Annotated in this window: 16 protein-coding genes and 1 pseudogene; 1 reads left to right on the forward strand and 16 read right to left on the reverse strand. The window is 34.7% G+C overall.

Going from position 1 to position 19,832, the window contains the following annotated elements; genetic code table 11:
* Window positions 1–147: 147 nt before the first annotated feature.
* The 5 genes and pseudogenes from F5ESL0225_RS06660 to F5ESL0225_RS06680 all read right to left on the reverse strand — a co-directional run bounded on the left by F5ESL0225_RS06660 (window position 148) and on the right by F5ESL0225_RS06680 (window position 5,397).
* Window positions 148–729, reverse strand: a pseudogene (locus tag F5ESL0225_RS06660) (ROK family protein).
* 528 nt (window positions 730–1,257) lie between these two features.
* Window positions 1,258–2,532 (reverse strand): UDP-N-acetylglucosamine 1-carboxyvinyltransferase, encoded by a 1,275-nt coding sequence (locus F5ESL0225_RS06665; RefSeq protein WP_122022179.1) that lies wholly within the window; start codon window positions 2,530–2,532, stop codon window positions 1,258–1,260.
* A 110-nt stretch (window positions 2,533–2,642) separates the two neighbouring features.
* The gene (locus F5ESL0225_RS06670) at window positions 2,643–4,262 is read right to left on the reverse strand and encodes a CTP synthase (RefSeq protein ID WP_122022180.1); all 1,620 of its coding nucleotides are present in this window, start codon (window positions 4,260–4,262) and stop codon (window positions 2,643–2,645) included.
* Window positions 4,263–4,389: 127 nt separating this feature from the next.
* Entirely contained in the window at window positions 4,390–4,947 is a 558-nt protein-coding gene (rpoE, locus tag F5ESL0225_RS06675; protein ID WP_118907028.1) for a DNA-directed RNA polymerase subunit delta, read from the reverse strand.
* Between the two features lie 45 nt (window positions 4,948–4,992).
* A complete protein-coding gene (locus tag F5ESL0225_RS06680) occupies window positions 4,993–5,397 on the reverse strand; it encodes a DUF1934 domain-containing protein (RefSeq protein ID WP_122022181.1) in 405 nt (134 codons plus the stop codon).
* 268 nt (window positions 5,398–5,665) lie between these two features.
* On the opposite strand from F5ESL0225_RS06680, the gene F5ESL0225_RS06685 reads away from it, so the two are divergent.
* On the forward strand, window positions 5,666–7,024 hold the full coding sequence (locus F5ESL0225_RS06685) for an HD domain-containing protein (protein ID WP_118897737.1): 1,359 nt from the start codon (window positions 5,666–5,668) through the stop codon (window positions 7,022–7,024).
* Window positions 7,025–7,116: 92 nt separating this feature from the next.
* Here the strand turns inward: F5ESL0225_RS06685 and F5ESL0225_RS06690 are convergent, their stop codons facing one another.
* The 11 genes from F5ESL0225_RS06690 to F5ESL0225_RS06740 form a co-directional block, all read right to left on the reverse strand.
* A complete protein-coding gene (locus tag F5ESL0225_RS06690; RefSeq protein WP_122022182.1) occupies window positions 7,117–7,893 on the reverse strand; it encodes an ABC transporter permease in 777 nt (258 codons plus the stop codon).
* Window positions 7,894–7,895: 2 nt separating this feature from the next.
* A complete protein-coding gene (locus F5ESL0225_RS06695; protein WP_122048117.1) occupies window positions 7,896–8,666 on the reverse strand; it encodes an ABC-2 family transporter protein in 771 nt (256 codons plus the stop codon).
* Complete coding sequence (locus tag F5ESL0225_RS06700; protein ID WP_122048118.1) at window positions 8,666–9,610, reverse strand: ATP-binding cassette domain-containing protein; 945 nt, start codon at window positions 9,608–9,610, stop codon at window positions 8,666–8,668. Before F5ESL0225_RS06700 ends, F5ESL0225_RS06695 begins: the two co-directional genes overlap by 1 nt.
* 302 nt (window positions 9,611–9,912) lie before the next feature.
* A complete protein-coding gene (locus tag F5ESL0225_RS06705; protein ID WP_090092432.1) occupies window positions 9,913–10,884 on the reverse strand; it encodes a ribose-phosphate diphosphokinase in 972 nt (323 codons plus the stop codon).
* A 239-nt stretch (window positions 10,885–11,123) separates the two neighbouring features.
* On the reverse strand, window positions 11,124–12,230 hold the full coding sequence (locus F5ESL0225_RS06710) for a DUF871 domain-containing protein (protein ID WP_122048119.1): 1,107 nt from the start codon (window positions 12,228–12,230) through the stop codon (window positions 11,124–11,126).
* 15 nt (window positions 12,231–12,245) lie between these two features.
* Window positions 12,246–13,604 (reverse strand): PTS sugar transporter subunit IIC, encoded by a 1,359-nt coding sequence (locus F5ESL0225_RS06715; protein WP_090092436.1) that lies wholly within the window; start codon window positions 13,602–13,604, stop codon window positions 12,246–12,248.
* Window positions 13,605–13,907: 303 nt separating this feature from the next.
* Window positions 13,908–15,545, reverse strand: coding sequence for an SLAP domain-containing protein (locus F5ESL0225_RS06720; protein ID WP_122048120.1), 1,638 nt, complete (start codon window positions 15,543–15,545; stop codon window positions 13,908–13,910).
* Window positions 15,546–15,686: 141 nt separating this feature from the next.
* On the reverse strand, window positions 15,687–17,036 hold the full coding sequence (locus F5ESL0225_RS06725; RefSeq protein WP_122048121.1) for an MFS transporter: 1,350 nt from the start codon (window positions 17,034–17,036) through the stop codon (window positions 15,687–15,689).
* Window positions 17,037–17,139: 103 nt separating this feature from the next.
* Window positions 17,140–18,525, reverse strand: coding sequence for a bifunctional UDP-N-acetylglucosamine diphosphorylase/glucosamine-1-phosphate N-acetyltransferase GlmU (gene glmU, locus F5ESL0225_RS06730; protein WP_122048122.1), 1,386 nt, complete (start codon window positions 18,523–18,525; stop codon window positions 17,140–17,142).
* A gap of 61 nt (window positions 18,526–18,586) precedes the next feature.
* Window positions 18,587–19,417 (reverse strand): pur operon repressor, encoded by an 831-nt coding sequence (gene purR / locus F5ESL0225_RS06735; protein ID WP_122048123.1) that lies wholly within the window; start codon window positions 19,415–19,417, stop codon window positions 18,587–18,589.
* A gap of 111 nt (window positions 19,418–19,528) precedes the next feature.
* On the reverse strand, window positions 19,529–19,774 hold the full coding sequence (locus tag F5ESL0225_RS06740; RefSeq protein WP_090092443.1) for a Veg family protein: 246 nt from the start codon (window positions 19,772–19,774) through the stop codon (window positions 19,529–19,531).
* Between the last annotated feature and the right edge of the window lie 58 nt (window positions 19,775–19,832).

Raw genomic sequence — 19,832 nt, forward strand, 5'->3', positions numbered from 1 at the left:
AAACTGAACTCATAAAAAAGCATGAAGATTTTTATCTTCATGCAATTAATTAATTATCTTATTACTTTCTATTTATGCAAAGTCATTTTTAAAATACGCACGTAAAACTACTAAGTAGTATTTTCTAGATCTTTACGAAAAAACTATTTACTCTCTTAACAATCTTTTAGCTAAAGCAAAATTACCTACTATTGCAGGCCCATTATCAATTATTTCAAACATTGTGATGTATTGTTCTAAAGGAGGAAAGTGAACATAATCATTTAATAAAACCTTAAAGGTACACCACACTTTTACTAGAAATTTTTCGCTGGTAACTCCGCCCTATATCAGTACCAATTATGTAATAAACTATAGAATCAACGTCTTCATGTGCAAGTTGCGACATGACATATTCACCATAAATAGAGTCATTAACAACGGTAGTAAAAAACCGAAACTTTAATTGTCTCAGTTAAAAGCCAAATAAAGTCCGTATTATTCCAATCTTTTTTGGAAGTATCCATAACATAACCATAATTAGGTGTTGCTTTTCTGACTTCAATCGGTCCAAAAGATACAATTCCAATTGCATCGACAGCAAACTGCTTAAAATATTCGACAGTTTTTGGCAAAGTTTCTGCCAGCGTTGTCGTGAAAAAGTGGTTTGATCTTTTATTTGATAATTTTCGTTACCAACGGCAAAAACAAAAACTTGGTACCGCTAGTTTCGATTGATTCTAATAACATTAATTACTTTTTATTTCGTTTTTACTTCTGTTACTTTTTTATTAAATAAATGCTTACCTCACACTTATGAATTAAATAACCATTATTAAAAAAATAAAACTTGAAGCTAGCATACTTCAGGTTCCAATTTTTCTTTCAAACAAAATTATATTTACTTTTGGATAGTCGGATAAAGACCAATGAGAAGCTTAGTGCAATTTTCTTTTCTCGGCCAAATAGTTTATTTGCCAAAGCTTCAGTTCTGCCTAACAATTTTAAGGAGCAGCCTTAACGGTATCTGTTTTTGCAACAAATTGTTTACCAATATAGTTGAATCTACCGTACACTTAAGAGTACTGCTGGTATAAAAGTATTAGAAAAACTATGTAATTTAAATTTAATTCTTGTACATAGTTTTTTTTAATTAATAATAATTAAAGTATATTCCAAATTTATTACAAAAAAAATAATCTTAAAATAATAGTAATTTATAGAGGCAAAACAAAAGACTAACCTTAACGATTAGTCTTTTGTTAAATATTAAGTTGGCTATTTATCTGCCACATCTTGAATAGTGACATCAGCACCAAGTAATCTCAATTTTTCTTGTACTCGGTCGTAACCGCGCAAAATATTACCAGCATTATTAATAACTGTCTCACCATTAGCCATTAATCCAGCTAACATTAGACAAGCACCAGCGCGAATCTCGCCTGCTGAAACTGTTGCACCATGAAGTTCATCAGTAGGGTGAACTAAAATAACATTATCTTCCGCACTAATATTGGCACCCATTTTACGTAACTGTTCAATGTGACCTATCCTTTTAGGATATATGCGATCAATAATTACGCCTTCACCAGTTTTAGCAGAAAGAAGAAGCGGCGTGATCGGCTGCTGCAAATCAGTTGCAAAACCTGGGTAGGCATCGGTTTTAATCTGGGTCATTTTCAATTCTCCTGCCGGATAAATAAACAGTGAGTCTTCATCTGCATCAATGACGAGTCCCATTTCTTCAACCTTAGCAAGGTAAGAGTCTAAATGCTCTTCAATAATATTATGTATGCAAATACCATTACCAATACATCCTGCTAATGAAATATAAGTACCTGCTTCAATGCGATCAGGAATAATAGTATGGGGCGTTCTGGCTTTGAGGAGCTCAACCCCTTCAATTCTTATTGAATCAGTACCAGCACCCCGAATAATTGCACCCATATTATTTAAAAAAGTAGCTAAATCAATTATTTCTGGTTCTTTGGCAGCATTATTAATAATAGTTTGACCATGGGCCGTAACTGAGGCCATGATAATATTCATAGTTGCTCCAACCGATGGCATTTCCAGGTGAATTGGAGCACCTTCCAAGCCACCAGACGGAGCTGTGATTATTATTTGATCATTTTCATTTTTTACACACGCACCAAGTGCTTCAAAACCCTTAATATGTTGGTCAATTGGGCGGGGACCAATATCATCCCCGCCAGGGAAGCCCACAACAGCCTTACCAAAGCGTCCAAGAAGTGCACCCATAAAATAATACGACGCACGCAAACTCTTAATTTTACCACTTGGTAATGGACTCATCTTAATGTTTTCTGGGTTAATGTGCAAAGTTGTTTGGTGAAATTCACTTTCAACATCCATTTCACTCAGCAAATCCATTAAGTTGTCAACATCTGCAATCCTTGGAACGCCTTCCAAAGTAACTGGTGTACGCGACAAAATAGATGCCGGAATTAAGGCTACCGTTGAGTTCTTAGCACCACCAATCCAGACATCACCCTGTAGGGGCTTTCCACCATGAATTATCATTTGCTTCATTGGCGAAAAAATCCTTTTCTATTTCATTTAATCATAATAATGTTAAAGGAATTTACCAGAAAAAACAAGAGAAGACCTTTGTCTTCTCCATTAAAAATAAAAAAATTTTATTAAAGTTCTTTTTCTGGCAAACCACTGGCTGCACCAATAAATGCCTTATATAATCCTTCAGGTCTTTGGGGTCTACTCAAGAATTCAGGGTGATATTGTGCTGCAACAAAAAACTTATTTTTTGATAGTTCAATTACTTCAACCAAATGATTGTCAGGTGAAACACCAGCAAAGGTCATACCAGCAGCTTCAAATTCTGATCGATATTCATTATTAAATTCGAAACGGTGACGATGACGCTCTTGAATCACTTCTTGATTATCATAGGCCGCAGCAGTTTTAGTACCTGACTTTAATGCTGTTGGATAAAGACCTAAACGTAGAGTTCCCCCAATATTCTCTTCATCACGCTTATCAGCCATAATATCAATTACATTATGAGCAGCCTCTGGGTCTACTTCAGCCGTATTAGCATCTTGATAGCCTAAAACATTTCGAGCAAATTCTACTGTTGCCATCTGCATCCCAAGACAAACTCCCAAGAAAGGAATATCATTTTCACGAGCATATTTAATTGCAGTAATCATTCCCTCGAGCCCTCGTGTTCCAAACCCACCAGGAACAATTAACCCATCACTGCCTTCCATTAATTCGGCAATGTTAGTTGCAGTAATATCTTCTGCTTGGACTTTTTGAATTTCAATATTAGTATCATAGGCATATCCCGCATGCTTTAAGGCATCAGTCACTGAAATATATGCATCTTCTAATTCAACGTATTTACCAACTAAGGTAATTTTAGTTGTATGCTTTAAATTTTTAACCCGTTCATCAAGTCGAATCCATTCTGTCATATCAGCTTCAGGCTTAGGACTCTTGAGATTAAGAAAATCACAAACTTTTTGATCCATTCCTTGTTCTTTAAAGGCCAATGGCAAATCAAATAGTGATGGTGCATCAATTGATTCGATAATTCGGTCAACTGGAACATCAGTAAAAGTCGAAATCTTATCTTTGTGTTCTTGATTAATTGGCCTTTCTGCTCGTAAAACTAACATATTAGGTTGAATACCAATACTACGAAGTTCAGCAACTGAATGCTGGGTTGGTTTTGTTTTCATTTCTTGTGCGGCATGCAAATATGGTACTAAGGTACAATGGATATACATTACGTTCTCTTTACCAACTTCACGGCGCATCTGTCTAATCGCTTCCATAAAAGGTGTTGATTCAATATCTCCAACCGTTCCACCAATTTCAGAAATAACGACATCAGAATCAGTTGTTAGCCCTGCACGCATTATTTTTTGTTTAATCATATCAGTGATATGCGGAATAACCTGCACAGTAGCACCATGGTAATCACCACGGCGCTCTTTTTCTAGAACTTCTTTATAAATTTTCCCAGTAGTGACATTTGAATATTTACTGGTCCGCACATCAACCATGCGCTCATAGTGTCCTAAGTCCAAATCAGCTTCTGTTCCATCATCAGTTACAAAAACTTCCCCATGTTGATATGGATTCATAGTCCCTGGATCAATGTTGATGTAAGGATCAAACTTTTGCATTGTTACCTTTAAACCACGATTCTTTAACAACCGTCCTAGGCTTGAAGCAGTAATGCCCTTTCCCAACGAAGAAACCACACCGCCAGTAACGAAGATATATTTTGTCATTAGCCAAACTCCTTTTGCAAAAATAAAATTAACCCATAAAATAAAAAAAGCTCCCTAACGGGAGCATAAACGCACATAAGGTGCCCAAATAAAATACTATCTATTTTTATTGTTGAAGTCAAGAAAATTATTCGTCTTCTTCATCTTCATCCTCATCATCATTTAATTCTGATAATTGTCCCTCGATACCGTCTGGTAAATCTTCATCCTCATCATCAGCTGCATCAGTGAAATCATCGTCATCCGCAACAAAATCAGTTTCATCAGCAGGGGCAGCATCTAAATCTTCATCCTCAGGATCATCGTTATCATAATCAATGATGTCATCACTACCAGTAGCGCTAGCTAAGAAGGCATTAACCTTCTTATGATGCGTACGAGTATCTTCTTCATCCTCATCTTCAGGATGATTAACCTCTTCATCAACTGATTCATACGGAAACCACGAACGTAGTGCCCAAATATTTTCTCCCATAGAGATAAACTCACCATTAGTGTTCATGTCTGTATAAAATTGAGGCAAACGTTCTCTTATCTCTTCGTCACTCTCACCCAAAAACTTTTGCACAGCATTAACAATATCAGCAAAGGCCATTCTCTTATTGTTATCTTCCAAAATTGCGCGAGCAACTTCAATCATTGATAATTCGTTGCGATTTTTGTCTTTAAAGTCGTTTAATCCCACAATGCATTCCTCTCTTTTGTCAATCTTTTCCATTTTACTAGGCGTTTAAGTAAAAATCAATGTGACGGTATAATTACCTATTAAGTATAGACCACTAAAGAGGTTATATTCAATTCGAAGTTCTTGTGAACCATCAATTTTAGGGAAAAATTTAATTAAATTAGTCATACTTTTTAAATCCATTTGGTAACCTTGTGCTACATATCGACAATTTCGTTGTTCGTTTAAAACAAAATGTAACTGTGAATAATTAGCACTGTCCTGACTGCGCTTAATAATCACATCATTAGGCTTAATTAAAAGCTTAACCGGTACTTGACCATCTTCTAAGTATGAAACTCTAGTAACCTCTCCAATTTTAATCAATTCACCCACACTAGTTTTAGTAAATGTTTCACTTTCTTTTTCTTGAACAATTGTACTGGTAAAGTTAACTTTTACTCTAGTCATTGTTTAATTTAAATTCTCCCTTGCCAAACTGTTTATAGCCTTTAAAAATAGTTTATAATTAGCTACTCTAAACCACATTTTTAAAGCTTTTATTCTGCTTTATTATAAGTTAATTTCTTTTTTTTAGCTAGAAATTCTGCTAGGCTCACTTTACAGTTAATCAACGGAGCTGGGAATAGAATTCAATTAGCCTGCATTACTAGAAATTTGTTATAATTAAGATATATACGTTTTTTAACTACTTAGTTAACCAGATCTGAGGTCCCATATGCCTAAATTTCAAAATATTAAATTAACTAAAGAAATTGTGCTGCGTGATCCGGTTCACGAATACATTCATATTGAAGACCAAGTAATCCAAGACCTAGTTGCCACTAAAGAATTTCAGCGTATGCGTAGAATTAAACAGTTGGGGCCGATTGCTTATGTCTTTCCCGGTGCAACACACACTCGCTTTGAGCATAACGCCGGAGTTTACGAATTAACTAGACGAATTTGTAATATCTTTGCCCAAAAATATCCCACTCAACGTTCAGGTGACGGGCTTTGGGATGAAAATAATCGTTTATTAGTTGAATGTGCGGGGCTACTTCATGATATTGGTCATGGGCCCTATTCACACACTTTTGAACACCTTTTTGGCACTGATCATGAAAAAATTGGTCAAAAAATCATTACCGACCCGAACACTGAAGTTAATCAAGTATTACGCCAAGTTGCACCTAATTTCCCTGAACTAGTAGCCAGTGTAATTGCTAAAACTTATCCTAATCCCCAAGTAGTAAAATTGATTTCTAGTCAAGCGGATGCTGATCGAATGGATTATCTTAAACGTGACGCCTACTTTACCGGTGTCACTTATGGTGAATTTGATCTGTCTCGTATTTTACAAGAGATCAGACCATTTAGCGGTGGGATTTGTTTCAGCATGTCCGGCATGCATGCAGTAGAAGATTACATAGTCTCGCGTTACCAGATGTACCAACAAGTTTACTTTCACCGCGTCGGTCGTGCAATGGAAGTAATGCTCCAGCACTTACTAGAACGGGCAAAAATCATTTACCACAAAGGAGTTTTACCAGTAACGCCTGAACTAGCTAATTTTTTAGCAGATAGTTGGACACTGAACGACTATCTTAAACTAGATGATGGCGTTATGGAAACCAATTTTTTAATGTGGACCGATGCAAATGACCCAATTCTAGCTGATTTAGCAAATCTTTATTTATTTCGTAAACCGTTTGCCAGTATCCGGATTGACGTCGAAACCAAAAATCTCTTACCCAAGCTCAAGGACTTAATTAAACAAGCTGGCTTTGATCCCACCTATTACACGGACACCAACTCCGCTTTTGATGAGCCGTATGATGCTTACAAGCCTAGCGGTAAAAATGCTAATAGCCAAATTGAAATCATGCAAGACGATGGGCAATTGATTGAGTTATCCCAACTTAGCCCTCTTGTACGCGCTCTTAACGGAACTTTACAAGGTGATGAACGTTTCTTTTTTCCTAAAATTATGATGTCGAATAGTGATGAACCACAAATTTTCGATCCCCTTTACCAGCAATTTCAACGCTATATTAAAAATGGAACCTTACGTTATTTAAGAAAACCCCGAAAATAAAAAATAAGCTGAATTTAATTTGGACTTTAAATTACTTAATTCAGCTTATTTTAAATTTTAAGTAAACAGTTAGGCTTTCAAAATTTTACAACTTAGCTACCCGTACTCTGGTATTTACGTAAAAATAAGCGCCAGAGCTGATAAACTAAAACAAAATAAAGTAAACAAACTGACGGAATGATAACTAACCAGCCCCATTCGTGTTTATCTGCAATGCGTTCTTGTGGAATAGAAGCTACCCAGCCAATCGGTATAATAAAAGTCATTATCACTTTTAATAATCCTGAATAAATTGTCAAAGGGTACTTACTCATTTCAAAGAAGTCGAAAGTGGTTTCTGCCAAATCAGCCAAACCATTAGAAAATAGAGCGACGGTATTGCCTAAAACTGCCAGACTTAAGAAAATTAACGACGTGAATAGCGCAATAAAAATAAACATCACTGTAATATACCAAGGATTATTTAATTGGAAATCAACAATAATTAATAATAAAAGTGCAACCAATAAATCGCCCCATGAATCTTCATCAACCCGCTCATTAATTATTTGAAAGAGGGGATTGACGGGCTTAATTAAAATTGTATCAAGACTGCCTCTATGAATATAAGTAGCAATATTAAGAGTATTAATAAAAAAACAGCGAAATATAGCCCAGGATAAAGTGGCTAAAGCATAGGTTAATAGCAATTGTTCAAAACTGTATCCCTTAATTCGTGGCACAAGGTTAAAAATAAAACGTAGCGCCACAATATTTAATCCATTTTGGATTATCATTCCTAAAATTGCAAAGTAAAAGTCTAAATCATAAATGGCAAGTGATTTAAGGTTTACCTTTAAATAAGTCAATAATAATTTCAAATAGCGCATGGTTAACCTCCCTGAATAACAGTTTTAGTGCTGGACCACTTGAAGAGAACCTTGAATAGCAATATCAAAAATATGATATAACCAATTTGAATTACGACAATCTGTAAAAATAATTGCCAAGAAGGAGTTTGCGCTAGCATGCCGACCGCACTAAATGAATATTGAAAAGGCAAATAGGACGCTACCTGTTTTAATACTTGCGGATAAAAGTAAGCCGGAAAAACATTACCCGCCAAGATCAAAAGTAGGGCTTCCTTGAAAGTGGCAATCCCCCAGATACTATAGGTATAAAAAGTAAAAGTACCCAAAATTAATTCTAGCTCAAAATATAAAATGTAGGCTAAAACACCTGTAACTAGCACTAATAAAACTGCCAGTAAGTTGAATTGAAAATCCAACACCCAAAAGTAAAGGGCAAGATCAACTCCCCCCACGATTACTAACTTGGTGATAGAATAACCTAAACTTTCCCAAAATAATTGGGTGGCAATTGATACTGGTTTTAATAAATCAAGTGCAATATCGCCTGAGCGAATTTGATCATTAAGATCATAGCTTGACTTAGGAAACAAAATACTCAAAAGTTGCATTAAAATAAGATAACTTAGTGTTTGCTTAAATTCTATTAGTGGACGATTAACTAAAACAGCCTGCCATAAAAAATATTGCACCACAATTGAAATTAGTGAAGAAAAAAGATAAAAAAGCAAAATATATTTCGATGAAAAGCCTTTTTTTAGCCCAAGCTTGAGCAACATCATGCGATAACTCATTAGCGTTCACCTGCTTTACCGACATGGGCGAGAAGGTACTCTAATTTCCCACTTTTGACTTCAATATTATCAATTGGAATTTTAGCCGTAATTTTACTCAAAGTAGCCATAATTTCGTTATGACTAATCCCACTAAGTTGATAGTTGCCATTTTCAAGCAATTGCAACTGTGACCAATTTTTTTGTAAATCATTGTACCGGCTCTTTTTACTAGTAAATGTGATTGTAGCTGGTACATCAAGATTAGCTAGCTCTTGACTACTCTTATCTAAAACTAGGTATCCTTGATTGAGAATAATTGTACGTGAACAAACTTTTTCTACCTCATCCAAATCATGTGACGTAAAGATAATTGTTTTATTAGTTAGCGTCTTTAAAAAATGAACAATGCTATTCTTACTTAAAACATCTAAGCCAATTGTGGGTTCATCCAAAATAATTAAATCTGGATCATGAATTAAAGCTGCAATAAATTCAACTTTCATTCGTTGCCCCAGACTAAGGCTGCGCACTGGTTGAAAGAGAAAATCTTTCGCATCAAGCATCTGAGATAACTCCCTTACTCGCTGCTCAAAACTTGTTTGTGGTACTTGATAAAGTTCTTGATTTAAACGAAAAGTATCCATCGCCGGTAAATCCCAGCGTAATTGGCTTCTTTGCCCAAAGACCACCCCGATTTTCAGAGCATTTTTTTGACGATTATCTACTGGCACGCAACCAAAGGTTTCTACTTTACCGCTAGTTGGTTGCAAAATACCAAGAATCATTTTAATCAAAGTAGATTTACCCGACCCATTTAAGCCAACCAAGCCGACATGTTCACCTGCTTTAATTTGAAAGGAAACATCATGGACAGCTAGAATTTGCTGGTATTTTTTATGAAATAGTGTGGCTGATACTACTTTTTGGTATTCTTTATAAAGTTTTTTAGTTTCAACAATCATTTATTATTCTCCATTATTAATATTTTTCTTCATAAATTAAATAAACTCTGCTTTTAGATAGCAATTGAAAAAAAATATTAGCAATCTGTCATATTTTTATTGATGTAAACCTTAATTATTTTCGCTTTAATTAATATAAACATTTTAATTATATGCAGGCATGATTAAATTATCAATGTTAATTTTATTTTTTATTTAATGAATCAAAAATAAAAAAGTATCAAACTACTTAGTAGCCCGATACTTAAAGTGAGTAATATTTAAATAAACTTCACTAAATTACTAAAATGTTGCTTTTTAGTCTAGTGTTGATCTTCTTGATAACGCGTATTAAATAGTGGACTCAATGGCTCATTCTTTTGAATACATTTAATCGCATCACCCATCAATGGACCAACCGAAACTAATAAAGTTTTATCCAATTTCTTTTCTTCAGGTTGGTTAATTGAGTCAGTCAAAACCAAATTCTTAATTGGGGAATCATTTAACCTTTTAATAGCTGGACCTGATAAAACAGCATGAGTTGCACTTGCATAAACCTCTGTAGCACCAGCATCAATTAAAGCTTGGGCTGCCAATGTAATGGTTCCCGCAGTATCAATCATATCATCAATAATAATTGCCCGTTTACCTTTAACGTCACCGATAATATTCATTACTTCAGCAACATTAGCTCGTGGTCGCCGTTTATCTACAATCGCAATGGACGTGCCTAAAAACTCAGCTAATTTTCGTGCCCGCGTAACACCACCATGATCTGGAGAAACAACCACAGCATCTTTTTCCAAATGATTGCATAAAAAGTAATCCGCTAATAATGGTGCGCCCATTAAATTATCAACTGGAATATCGAAAAAGCCTTGAATTTGTGGTGCATGCAAATCTAATGATAAGACTCTAGTTGCACCAGCTTCTTGCAACATATCAGCAACAAGCTTAGCTGTAATTGGCTCACGTGGGCGAGTTTTACGATCTTGACGTGCATAACCATAATATGGGATTACAATATTAATTGTTTGCGCACTAGCCCGACGCACTGCATCAATCATAATTAATAATTCCATTAAGTTATCATTTACTGGAACGCTCAATGACTGAATCAAATAAACGTCTTTCCCACGAACTGATTCATCAATATTAATTTGAATTTCACCATCACTAAAGCGCTGAACACTTGACTTACTTAACGGTATTCCAACTCGCTCGGCAATCTTTTGGGCAAGCGGCACATTTGAATTCAGGGCAAACAACATCATGTTGTCTTTATAAGACATAATTTCCTCCGTCTAATCTTTGGTTAACAACTTATTATTTTAGCAAAAGTTGTCTGAAAAAGTTATTCCTATCTTATTATTCAACTTTACAAAGCGACATTCAAGCCTTTAAGACCAGATATTGTGTATTTTTTTATTTTTTATTTAAACTATTTACTATCAAAATAAAAACCTTAACTTTCAAGAGAAATTTAAGGTTTTTATTTGTTTTAGCCGTTACAAACACTGTAACAATTTATTTAGTTGTTTTTGGCATTTTTAAGAATAAAAGTGCTCCACGGTTCAATTGCATCCAATAAGTCAAGATCGTCTTCTCTTAAATGACCAACTAAGTTACGCCGACCATCATTTTCAAATGGAGTCAAAACTAGTTGCAACTCACCTTTATAACGTGGATATTTGTCATTCACAATTACCACATCACCATAATCAAAAACTTCTTTAACTTCAGTTTGCGCTGGAATCGCTTCGTTTGCATAAACTACTCGTGGTTTAGTATCCCGCAACAAATATGCTGAAGCATCACCACGATACAAATGAACATCTTTTAAGCAAATTGTTTGTTCAATTGGCAAAACATTATTTGTAAATTCTATACTCAAAGTAGGAAAAGGACTATTAAAAGCGGCAGCCGCTTGAGCCAACTCCTCTTCAGTAGCAAAAGCATTGCCAATAATGATATCATCAATCATTTTACTTAATCTTAAGTGAGTTACTTGACTAAAAATATTTCTGTCGCGATCATTTTCCATCGTTGGCAAACCTTCGTGGACTGGCCAAGGACCAAATTGAGCATGCTTAGATGAAATAAAAGCAGCAGTATGCAACCCATAGTCACGGTATTTTTGTGAATATTCGTAAAAAATCTCTTCACTTAGACCAGTATATTCTTGCGGATAGAAGTTATGACAACCAATTAAATTATCTTCTTCCGGGTCATAAGACATAATACTGTCTAAATAATTAGTACCCCGACTCATATTTAATTCAATTTTTAAGCCATAAGGATTATGCGTCATCGCCGCTTCTTCAATACCACTAAATCCCTCATCTAGCCGTAATCCCCAAACACCTAAATCTTGGAAAAAGCTAAGATCATTATAGTCAATTCTTAATTCTTTAAATAGTGCGGGATTTATATCAACAACTGTTTTGAAGCCTAATTGATTAGCATAATCAACGTCTTCTTTAAGACGGGCCAACAAATCCTCTCCACTATCACTTTTTAATTGTAAAAGTGATGTAAAAATACGCTGGTAGCCATATTTTTTGGCTAAATCAATATATTCCTTATCTTGTATAAAAGTACTTTGTTCAGGATAAAGTGAAATTCCTAATTGTTTCATTAAATATAACTCCTATTAAGCCTCAGCTTGTGTATTAACGTTGTTAGCAGCTTTAACAAATGGCACATAGATTAAGAAACCAATTACCATATTAACTAGTTGCAAAACGACTGCGCGCCAATCCAATGTACCTAAAAATGTATTCAAAAATGGTGGCATAGCCCACGGCATATTAGCTTTAACAGGTAATACCCACCCCATACTTAAAGCTGCATAAGATGTTGATACCATAACTATAGGTGCAATTACAAACGGGATAAAGTAAATCGGGTCTAGCACAATTGGCATTCCAAACATGACCGGTTCATTAATATTAAAGATTCCAGGAACAAGTGATACCTTTGCTACTGCTCGTTGATCTTCACGCGTTGAAAAGGCTAAAATTGCTAAAATCAGTAATAAGGTGGAGCCAGCGCCACCAATCCAAACATAAAAGTCAAAATCTGATCTAGTCCACATATAAGGTAGAGCTTGTCCTTTATTTGCAGCATTAATATTCGCAAATTGAGCAGTCATCCAAATACTTTCTGTGATTGGCATAAGTACGTTAGTACCGTGAATACCAAAGAACCACAAAACTTGTACAAGAATAGTTACAAGTAAAACACTTCCATATCCTTGACCTATATTTAATAGTGGATCTTGAATAGTTTGAGAAATAAAGTCAATTACTGTTGTATGGCTAAGACTAAAGAGATAATCAATTACGCCAACTACATACAATCCTGCTGTCGCTGGAATAATGCCAGTAAAGGCTTTTGCCACTGCTGGTGGCACACTATCAGGCATCTTAATAGTAATATTTTTTTTCATAAGCCAAATATAAATAGTTACCGAAATGGCCCCCATAATCATTACCGTAAAGAAACCAGCTGAACCAAAATACTTATTAAAATTAAAATAACCCCAAGCAGTTATGTTTTTACCGTCAACAGCGGCACCGGCACCTGTCAAAGTCTTAGCATCTCCATGGGTTAGGGTATTACTCAAAATTAAAGAAAAGTTTTGCGGTAAGCCCATGACAAATGTCCCTAAACTGACAAGACCACCAGCTATTGGTTCAACTTTGTACTGAACACACATTTGGTAGCCAAATGTAAATGCAAACAGTAAACCTAAAATAGCCATGGTACCAGTCCACACAAGAGAATCAATACTAATCAACCATTGCATTGAATTGACAAAACCAGTCCAACCAAAGCTAGTAGGCAAATCTCTAACAAGGGCATTGATTACAGTTGCTAAAGATCCAGCTAAGGTTAACGGCATTACTGCAATGAAGGCATCACGCAAGGCAATTAGCCAGCGTATTGAACCAATCTTAGCAGCGACTGGAACAACATGCTTATTTAACCAATTAATTAAAGCATTCATAATTTCCCTCCTACTATTTTTACTCCACGTATATTATAGCATAGTATTTGTATCCGCTTTACATTATATAAAAAAACAGATATTAATATTTATTATAAGGTATCTATTATATAGCAGGCAATGTTTCCTTAACTACATTTAATTAATCATTTAAGGCTTTATTAGCTTACACAATTTAAAGCACTAAATCTAACTATTTGTTAATTCAAGTATATTAGTTTTAACTTTAACCATTAAAAAAGCAGGTAAAAGTCATATTTGCCTTTTTACCTGCTTTTTGAGCTATATTTTTTATTATCTTAATTACTTAATAATAGTTGCGTAATCTTCAATATTTAATGTTTGTTCAAACCCATTAGCACTAGTAATCGTTAAAACAGTATTGTTATTACTAAATTTAACAGTATTCTTGTCAACACCGTTAGCAGTAGCTACTAATTGTACTATTTGATTTGCTTCATCCATGGTTAAGTTTTTCAAATCATTAACTACAATCTTCTTACCATTAAGCGCAGCCTTAGCCTTGCTAATTTTATTTACTTCATCTTTAACGCTAGCAACAGTTGCATTAGCATTGTTCACTTGATTACCGGAAATAATGGCTGCATCGTAAGCATCACGTAAAGCTTTACTTGATAATTTGTAGCTATCACTTGTTTTAATAGTCGTGGCTTCAGTTAACGCAGCTTGTAAAGTCTTCTTATCTGCATCAGTCGCCATAACAGTTTCTTCTTTTGCGGCTTCCGCTGTATTAACAGGGGTTAATTTATCGCCTGCAATGGTACTAATATCACTTTCTTTAAGGTACCCATTCTTATCACTTTGTAACTTATAGAATAATTCAGCCTTGTTTTCACTTTCAATCCAAATATAACGTAATTCATTTACACGGGCTGTATGACCTTTAGCAAAAGTTTTAGTTGATTGCATAACCCCTTTGCTATTATAAACGTTAGCATCCCGACCTAATGTGGCAATTGTCCCATTTTGTTTAGCATCAGGTTTAGCATTAGAAGGCGTTAATTGCTTACCAGTAATGATGCCAACATTATTTTTCTTAATCCAATTATCATCACCAGGATAATTTTTATCATTTACATGATAAAAGAGATTTTTACCAATGTACTGCAACTTATCAACTTGAATCTTTTGACCGCTCTTAACTACTTTGCTTTTTGAGCTACCCTTACCATCATAAAGATATGCATTATGACTTAGGGTAATTACCGTTGGGTCATTTTGATTGTCTGACGGTGTTTTGTCATCATCTTTTTCTGGCTTCTTATTAATTGGTTTTAATGCAGTACCAGTAGTTGACCCTACATTATTAGCCTTAATGAATTGATTCTTTTCACCACTAATCCGATAATAAAGTTTACCACCAATATAAACTAATTGATCAACTGCAATTACTTGACCCTTCTTGATTTTTTTCTTATTAGTTTTGCCTTTTTCATCATAAATATAGGCATTACTCTTTAATTTAGCTGTGGTAGATGACTGATCTGTTTTTTCACTTTTTTTAGGATTAACTTTCTTGCCGTCAACATAACCTACATTAGCAGCTTTGACATAAGCATTACCACCAAGGTCATAAAAATCAACATCATTAATTGTCTTTTTAGTATTGTAGTTTAAAGTAACACCCTTAGCTATTACAGTATACTTAGCACTACCCATGTAGCTCTTAAGCCGTTTGCCATTTTTATCATAAACATAAGCATTCCGACTTAATTTAATTGTGCCTCGCTTTGAAGTACTATTCTTTTTTGAACTGGTTTTCTTTGCAGTATCTTTTTTAGAAACAGACTTATTAGTTTTGGTATCAGTTTTATTAGTCTTAGCAGCTTGTACTAATGATGCTTGACTTGCACTCAAAATTGGACTAACGCCAAGAAGCGCAGCAGTTGATACCATCAATAACTTATGACTTAATTTCATTTATCTATTTACCTCACTAAAATTTAATTTACTAATTCTTATTATATACTAAAATGTAATTCTAATAAATCGACTTTAAAATAGCTTACTTTTTCTTAATACTCTACTTACTCTAGGAAACTCAAATTAATTATGTCCAATTTATAAATTAATTTGTGATTTTTTTTGCATTTTTGTTTCACTAACTGCTGTATAAAGTAAAAAAACAAGTGCTAGAATTGATGCACCATATAAGACAGTATTACTTGCTAGCCAACCAAATTTTGCAACTAAAATACCAATCAGTGCTGTAGCTAAAGATTCACCAAAAATATATTGGAAAAAGCCCATAAAGCCAGTAGATGCTCCCACAGCAAATTTAGGGACAACTTCATTAATCATTAATCCAACCAAAGTCAATGGTGCATAAATCAAATTGCCCATGATGATTAAAGCGGCAATAATTAAAGTATAATTATTATTAAAAAAATAAATCGTTAAACAAATTAATGTGCCAAGCACACAAAAAATTGAAACTAATGCTCGTCGACCCTTTAAAGCATCTGAAATAGCACCCATAATGATTACACCTGGAACAGATGCTAATTCAAAAATACCAATTAACCATTTTGCATTTGCAGGATCAAAGCCTTTATTTTGAACTAAATAAGCAGGAATCCAGCTTTGAATACCATACCTAACTAAATAAAGTGACATCGAAGTTAATGTTACAGCCCAAACTAGTTTATTTTTTAAAATATACTTAATAAAAATTTGGCCAACATTCAAGTCAGTTTGATCAGAAGTTGAAATTTGCCCATCGTTTAGAATAACTCGATCATCCGTATAAGTTGCAATATCTGGGAGTCCAACAACTTTTGGTCGATCTGCTCCTAAAACTAGGATTAATATACAAAGCACAAATGAAACAGCTGATGCCGTATAAAAGACAGCTGCAATTGAACCAGAAAATAAAAAAACAGCCAGTTGAACAATTGCTACACAAATAAAGGAGCCAGCATTATGGGCTGACGACCAAATCGAATACATTGTGCCTCGCATTCGTGGCCCCCACCAAAGTTGAATCATTTTTTGGCATGCAGCAGCCCCCATTCCCTGCGTTATTGCCATTATAAACATCAATGCCATCATGATGTATAAGTTGCGGGTCGACCCTAAAAAGATATTTATAAATGCTGATAATAATAAGCCAACCATTAGGTAGCGATTGGCATCACATTTATCAGCTAATACCCCCATAAATAGCTTAGCTACACCATAACCAATTCCAAAACAAGATAAAATCAACCCAACATTAGCAGTTGTAAAGTGATATGCTTTCATAATATCATTTTGTTCAGCTGTAAAAACTAGACGAATAATATAGTAACCGATATAACCTATGCAAGTAGCTAACAAGACACCTAATTGATGCCATCTGTATGTCTTGGCAATCTTTTCTGGTGGTATTTGCTCATCCTTATCTGGTTGTTTTAAAAGCCAACTAATCATTATCATTCCCCCTTTCATCACTTATGATAGCACTTTCTTATTAAGGACAACATTTATTTTTAGTAATTAAAAAAGCTCTAGTTTAAACTAGAGTTTTTAGAGATTACTGCCAATTTGGATCATTAGCTAAAGGAAGCCTGTGCCAATAATTAGGTTTATTTACTTGTTTACCGCGAGCGATTGCCATATCATATTGACTAACATCTTTAGTTATAGTTGAATCGGCGGCTATAAAAGCATGATCAGCCACATTTACTGGAGCAACTAATGTCGAGCCTGAACCAATAAAAGATCGATTACCAACGGTTGTATGATCCTTTTGCACACCATCATAGTTAGCAAAGATTGTCCCGCAACCTACATTGACATCTTTACCCAAAGTAGCATCACCCACATAAGTCAAATGACCAACTTTAGAATTTTGTCCAATTTCAGCATTTTTCACCTCAACAAAGTTACCGATATGGACGCCTGCTTCGATAATAGAATTGGTTCGTAGATGTGAGTTAGGACCTATATCACTATGATCGGCCATTTTTGCTCCTTCAATAGTTGACGAAGTAATAGTTACCTTATTGCTAATTTGAGAATCAATAATACGTGAACCAGCAGTAATTAAACAATTATTACCGATTATTGTCTTACCTTTAATTACGACATTACCCTCAATTACGGTGTCACTGCCGATTTTTACATCTGCATCAATATAGGCAGTATCTGGATCAACAAAAGTGACCCCTTCTCGCATATGCTGCTCATTAATTCTTTTTTGCATAATTTTAGTAGCTTGTGCTAAAGCTATGCGGTCGTTTACCCCTATGCTTTCACTAAAGTCATGCATTTTATAAGCACCAATACGCTGCTTATTATTACGTAGAATTTCTAATACATCAGTTAAATAGTATTCACCTTGTGCATTATCGTTAGTTACCTGCTTAAGGGCAGTAAAAAGTTGCTTATTATCAAAGCAAAATACACCTGTATTGATTTCTTTAATTTTCAATTCTTCAGGACTGCCATCTTTTTGTTCTACAATCCGTAAAACATTATCTTGTTCATCCCGAATAATTCGACCATAACCATATGGATTAGGCGCTTGTGCTGTTAAAACAGTGGCAGCATTACCTTTATTTTGATGGTAGTCAAACAACTTTTGTAAAGTCTTACTTGTAAAAAGTGGAGTATCACCTGTAATTACTAAGGTAGCACCGTCCTCTTGAGCTAACTGCTTTTCTGCTGTTAAAACTGCATCGCCCGTGCCTAACTGTTTTTTTTGTAAAACAAACTCAGATTTCCCAGCTAAAACAGTTTTTACTTTTTCTGCTCCATTACCAACTACTGTAACTATTTTATCTGGTTCTATTGCTTGAGCTGCTTCAACTACATGTTCGACCATTGATTTTCCACAAACTTGATGCAAAACTTTATATAGCTTTGACTTCATTCGTGTACCCTTACCGGCTGCAAGTACAACTACAAATTTTTTCATTAAATTCAGCCTCTTTTATATTCTTAAGTTATTACCATATTTTAACATATCATTTTATATGCTAAAAGCGGTTAAAGTTAGTATGTCCAAGTAGTGTACCGGGCTCAGCTACAATTATCTTTTGCTTATCATTTACATCTTTTATCCTAATTAAAGATAAGTGCCCCTCAATTACTTTTTCATCATCAAAGTCTGCTTCACATAAGACACAAATTCCAGCAATATTACTATTAAACTCTTTTACTAACTGTTTCATCCCCGTCAAGGTACCACCAGCCATCATAAAATCATCTACTAGTAAGACATTTGAATTTTCTCTTAAAGCTCTAGTGGGAAGTTCCATTTTGGAAACACGATCAAGTGAAGAAGAAATATAATTAACAGAGACAGTAGCTCCTTCAGTTACCTTAGACCGCTTGCGGGCTGTAATAAATGGTACATTCAAATACCGTGCAACTGCTTGGGCTAATGATATTCCTTTAGTCTCGATTGTCATTACCACATCAATCTTGGAATAAGCATAACGAGTAGCAATTATTTTCCCAATTTTATCTAAGTCTTGTGGATTACCTAAAATATCTGAAAGATAAACAAAACCACCGGCTAAAATTCGTTCTGAACTTTCAATTCTTTTAGCCAAGTCTTGTAAATATTGGGTAACGTTTTTTTTACCCCAAAACGGAATGTATCTTACTCCTCCAGCAGCTCCGGCAACTGTTTCTAAAATACCATCTTGATTATCAGCCAAAGTATGTTTTAAAATAGTTAAATCCTCAGAAATTGATGATTTAGCGGCTCCATAGCGCGTTGCAAAAAAAGGTAATGAAATCAAATTGTGTGGTCGCTCCATTAAATATTTCGTCATATCAACTAGTCTTTCTGAACGTTTCATAAATTATCCTCTCTAATGTTTACTTTTTCTACTATACTCTGAACCACAAAAAAAGGCACTAACATTTTAAAATGTTACTACCCAAAAAATTATTTTTACTTTTTACTGTAACTATTCCGTTACATCATCGAACTTTAAAGTGATGTTTTTGGTTAGCAAGTCGGTATAACTATATGAGACATGCTCAAAATTATTCTGATCTTGATCTAAGTCAACCACAAAAACTGCTGGAAATGTTTCCCGCAAAATTCCTCGTCTCTTAGTAACCTTCTTCCGACCTGCTCTTGCAACCACAGTTAATGAATCACCTAAATGTGAATCCAATTTTTGCTTAATGGTAATAATTGATGTTGGCACTGATAACAACTCCTTTGGGGGAATTTTACCATGTTATCATTATTTTTTCAATCATTTT

The organism is Lactobacillus sp. ESL0225, from assembly GCF_003692905.1.
Lineage (GTDB): Bacteria > Bacillota > Bacilli > Lactobacillales > Lactobacillaceae > Lactobacillus > Lactobacillus bombicola.

Bases quoted from the DNA above. Each gene is read 5' to 3' on its own strand.
- glmU (WP_122048122.1), bottom strand. From the start codon at position 18,525: ATGAAAAAATTTGTAGTTGTACTTGCAGCCGGTAAGGGTACACGAATG.
- F5ESL0225_RS06720 (WP_122048120.1), bottom strand. From the start codon at position 15,545: ATGAAATTAAGTCATAAGTTATTGATGGTATCAACTGCTGCGCTTCTT.
- F5ESL0225_RS06665 (WP_122022179.1), bottom strand. From the start codon at position 2,532: ATGAAGCAAATGATAATTCATGGTGGAAAGCCCCTACAGGGTGATGTC.
- F5ESL0225_RS06690 (WP_122022182.1), bottom strand. From the start codon at position 7,893: ATGCGCTATTTGAAATTATTATTGACTTATTTAAAGGTAAACCTTAAA.
- F5ESL0225_RS06705 (WP_090092432.1), bottom strand. From the start codon at position 10,884: ATGTCTTATAAAGACAACATGATGTTGTTTGCCCTGAATTCAAATGTG.
- F5ESL0225_RS06695 (WP_122048117.1), bottom strand. From the start codon at position 8,666: ATGAGTTATCGCATGATGTTGCTCAAGCTTGGGCTAAAAAAAGGCTTT.
- F5ESL0225_RS06685 (WP_118897737.1), top strand. From the start codon at position 5,666: ATGCCTAAATTTCAAAATATTAAATTAACTAAAGAAATTGTGCTGCGT.
- purR (WP_122048123.1), bottom strand. From the start codon at position 19,417: ATGAAACGTTCAGAAAGACTAGTTGATATGACGAAATATTTAATGGAG.
- F5ESL0225_RS06670 (WP_122022180.1), bottom strand. From the start codon at position 4,262: ATGACAAAATATATCTTCGTTACTGGCGGTGTGGTTTCTTCGTTGGGA.
- F5ESL0225_RS06715 (WP_090092436.1), bottom strand. From the start codon at position 13,604: ATGAATGCTTTAATTAATTGGTTAAATAAGCATGTTGTTCCAGTCGCT.
- F5ESL0225_RS06700 (WP_122048118.1), bottom strand. From the start codon at position 9,610: ATGATTGTTGAAACTAAAAAACTTTATAAAGAATACCAAAAAGTAGTA.
- F5ESL0225_RS06710 (WP_122048119.1), bottom strand. From the start codon at position 12,230: ATGAAACAATTAGGAATTTCACTTTATCCTGAACAAAGTACTTTTATA.
- F5ESL0225_RS06680 (WP_122022181.1), bottom strand. From the start codon at position 5,397: ATGACTAGAGTAAAAGTTAACTTTACCAGTACAATTGTTCAAGAAAAA.
- F5ESL0225_RS06725 (WP_122048121.1), bottom strand. From the start codon at position 17,036: ATGATTAGTTGGCTTTTAAAACAACCAGATAAGGATGAGCAAATACCA.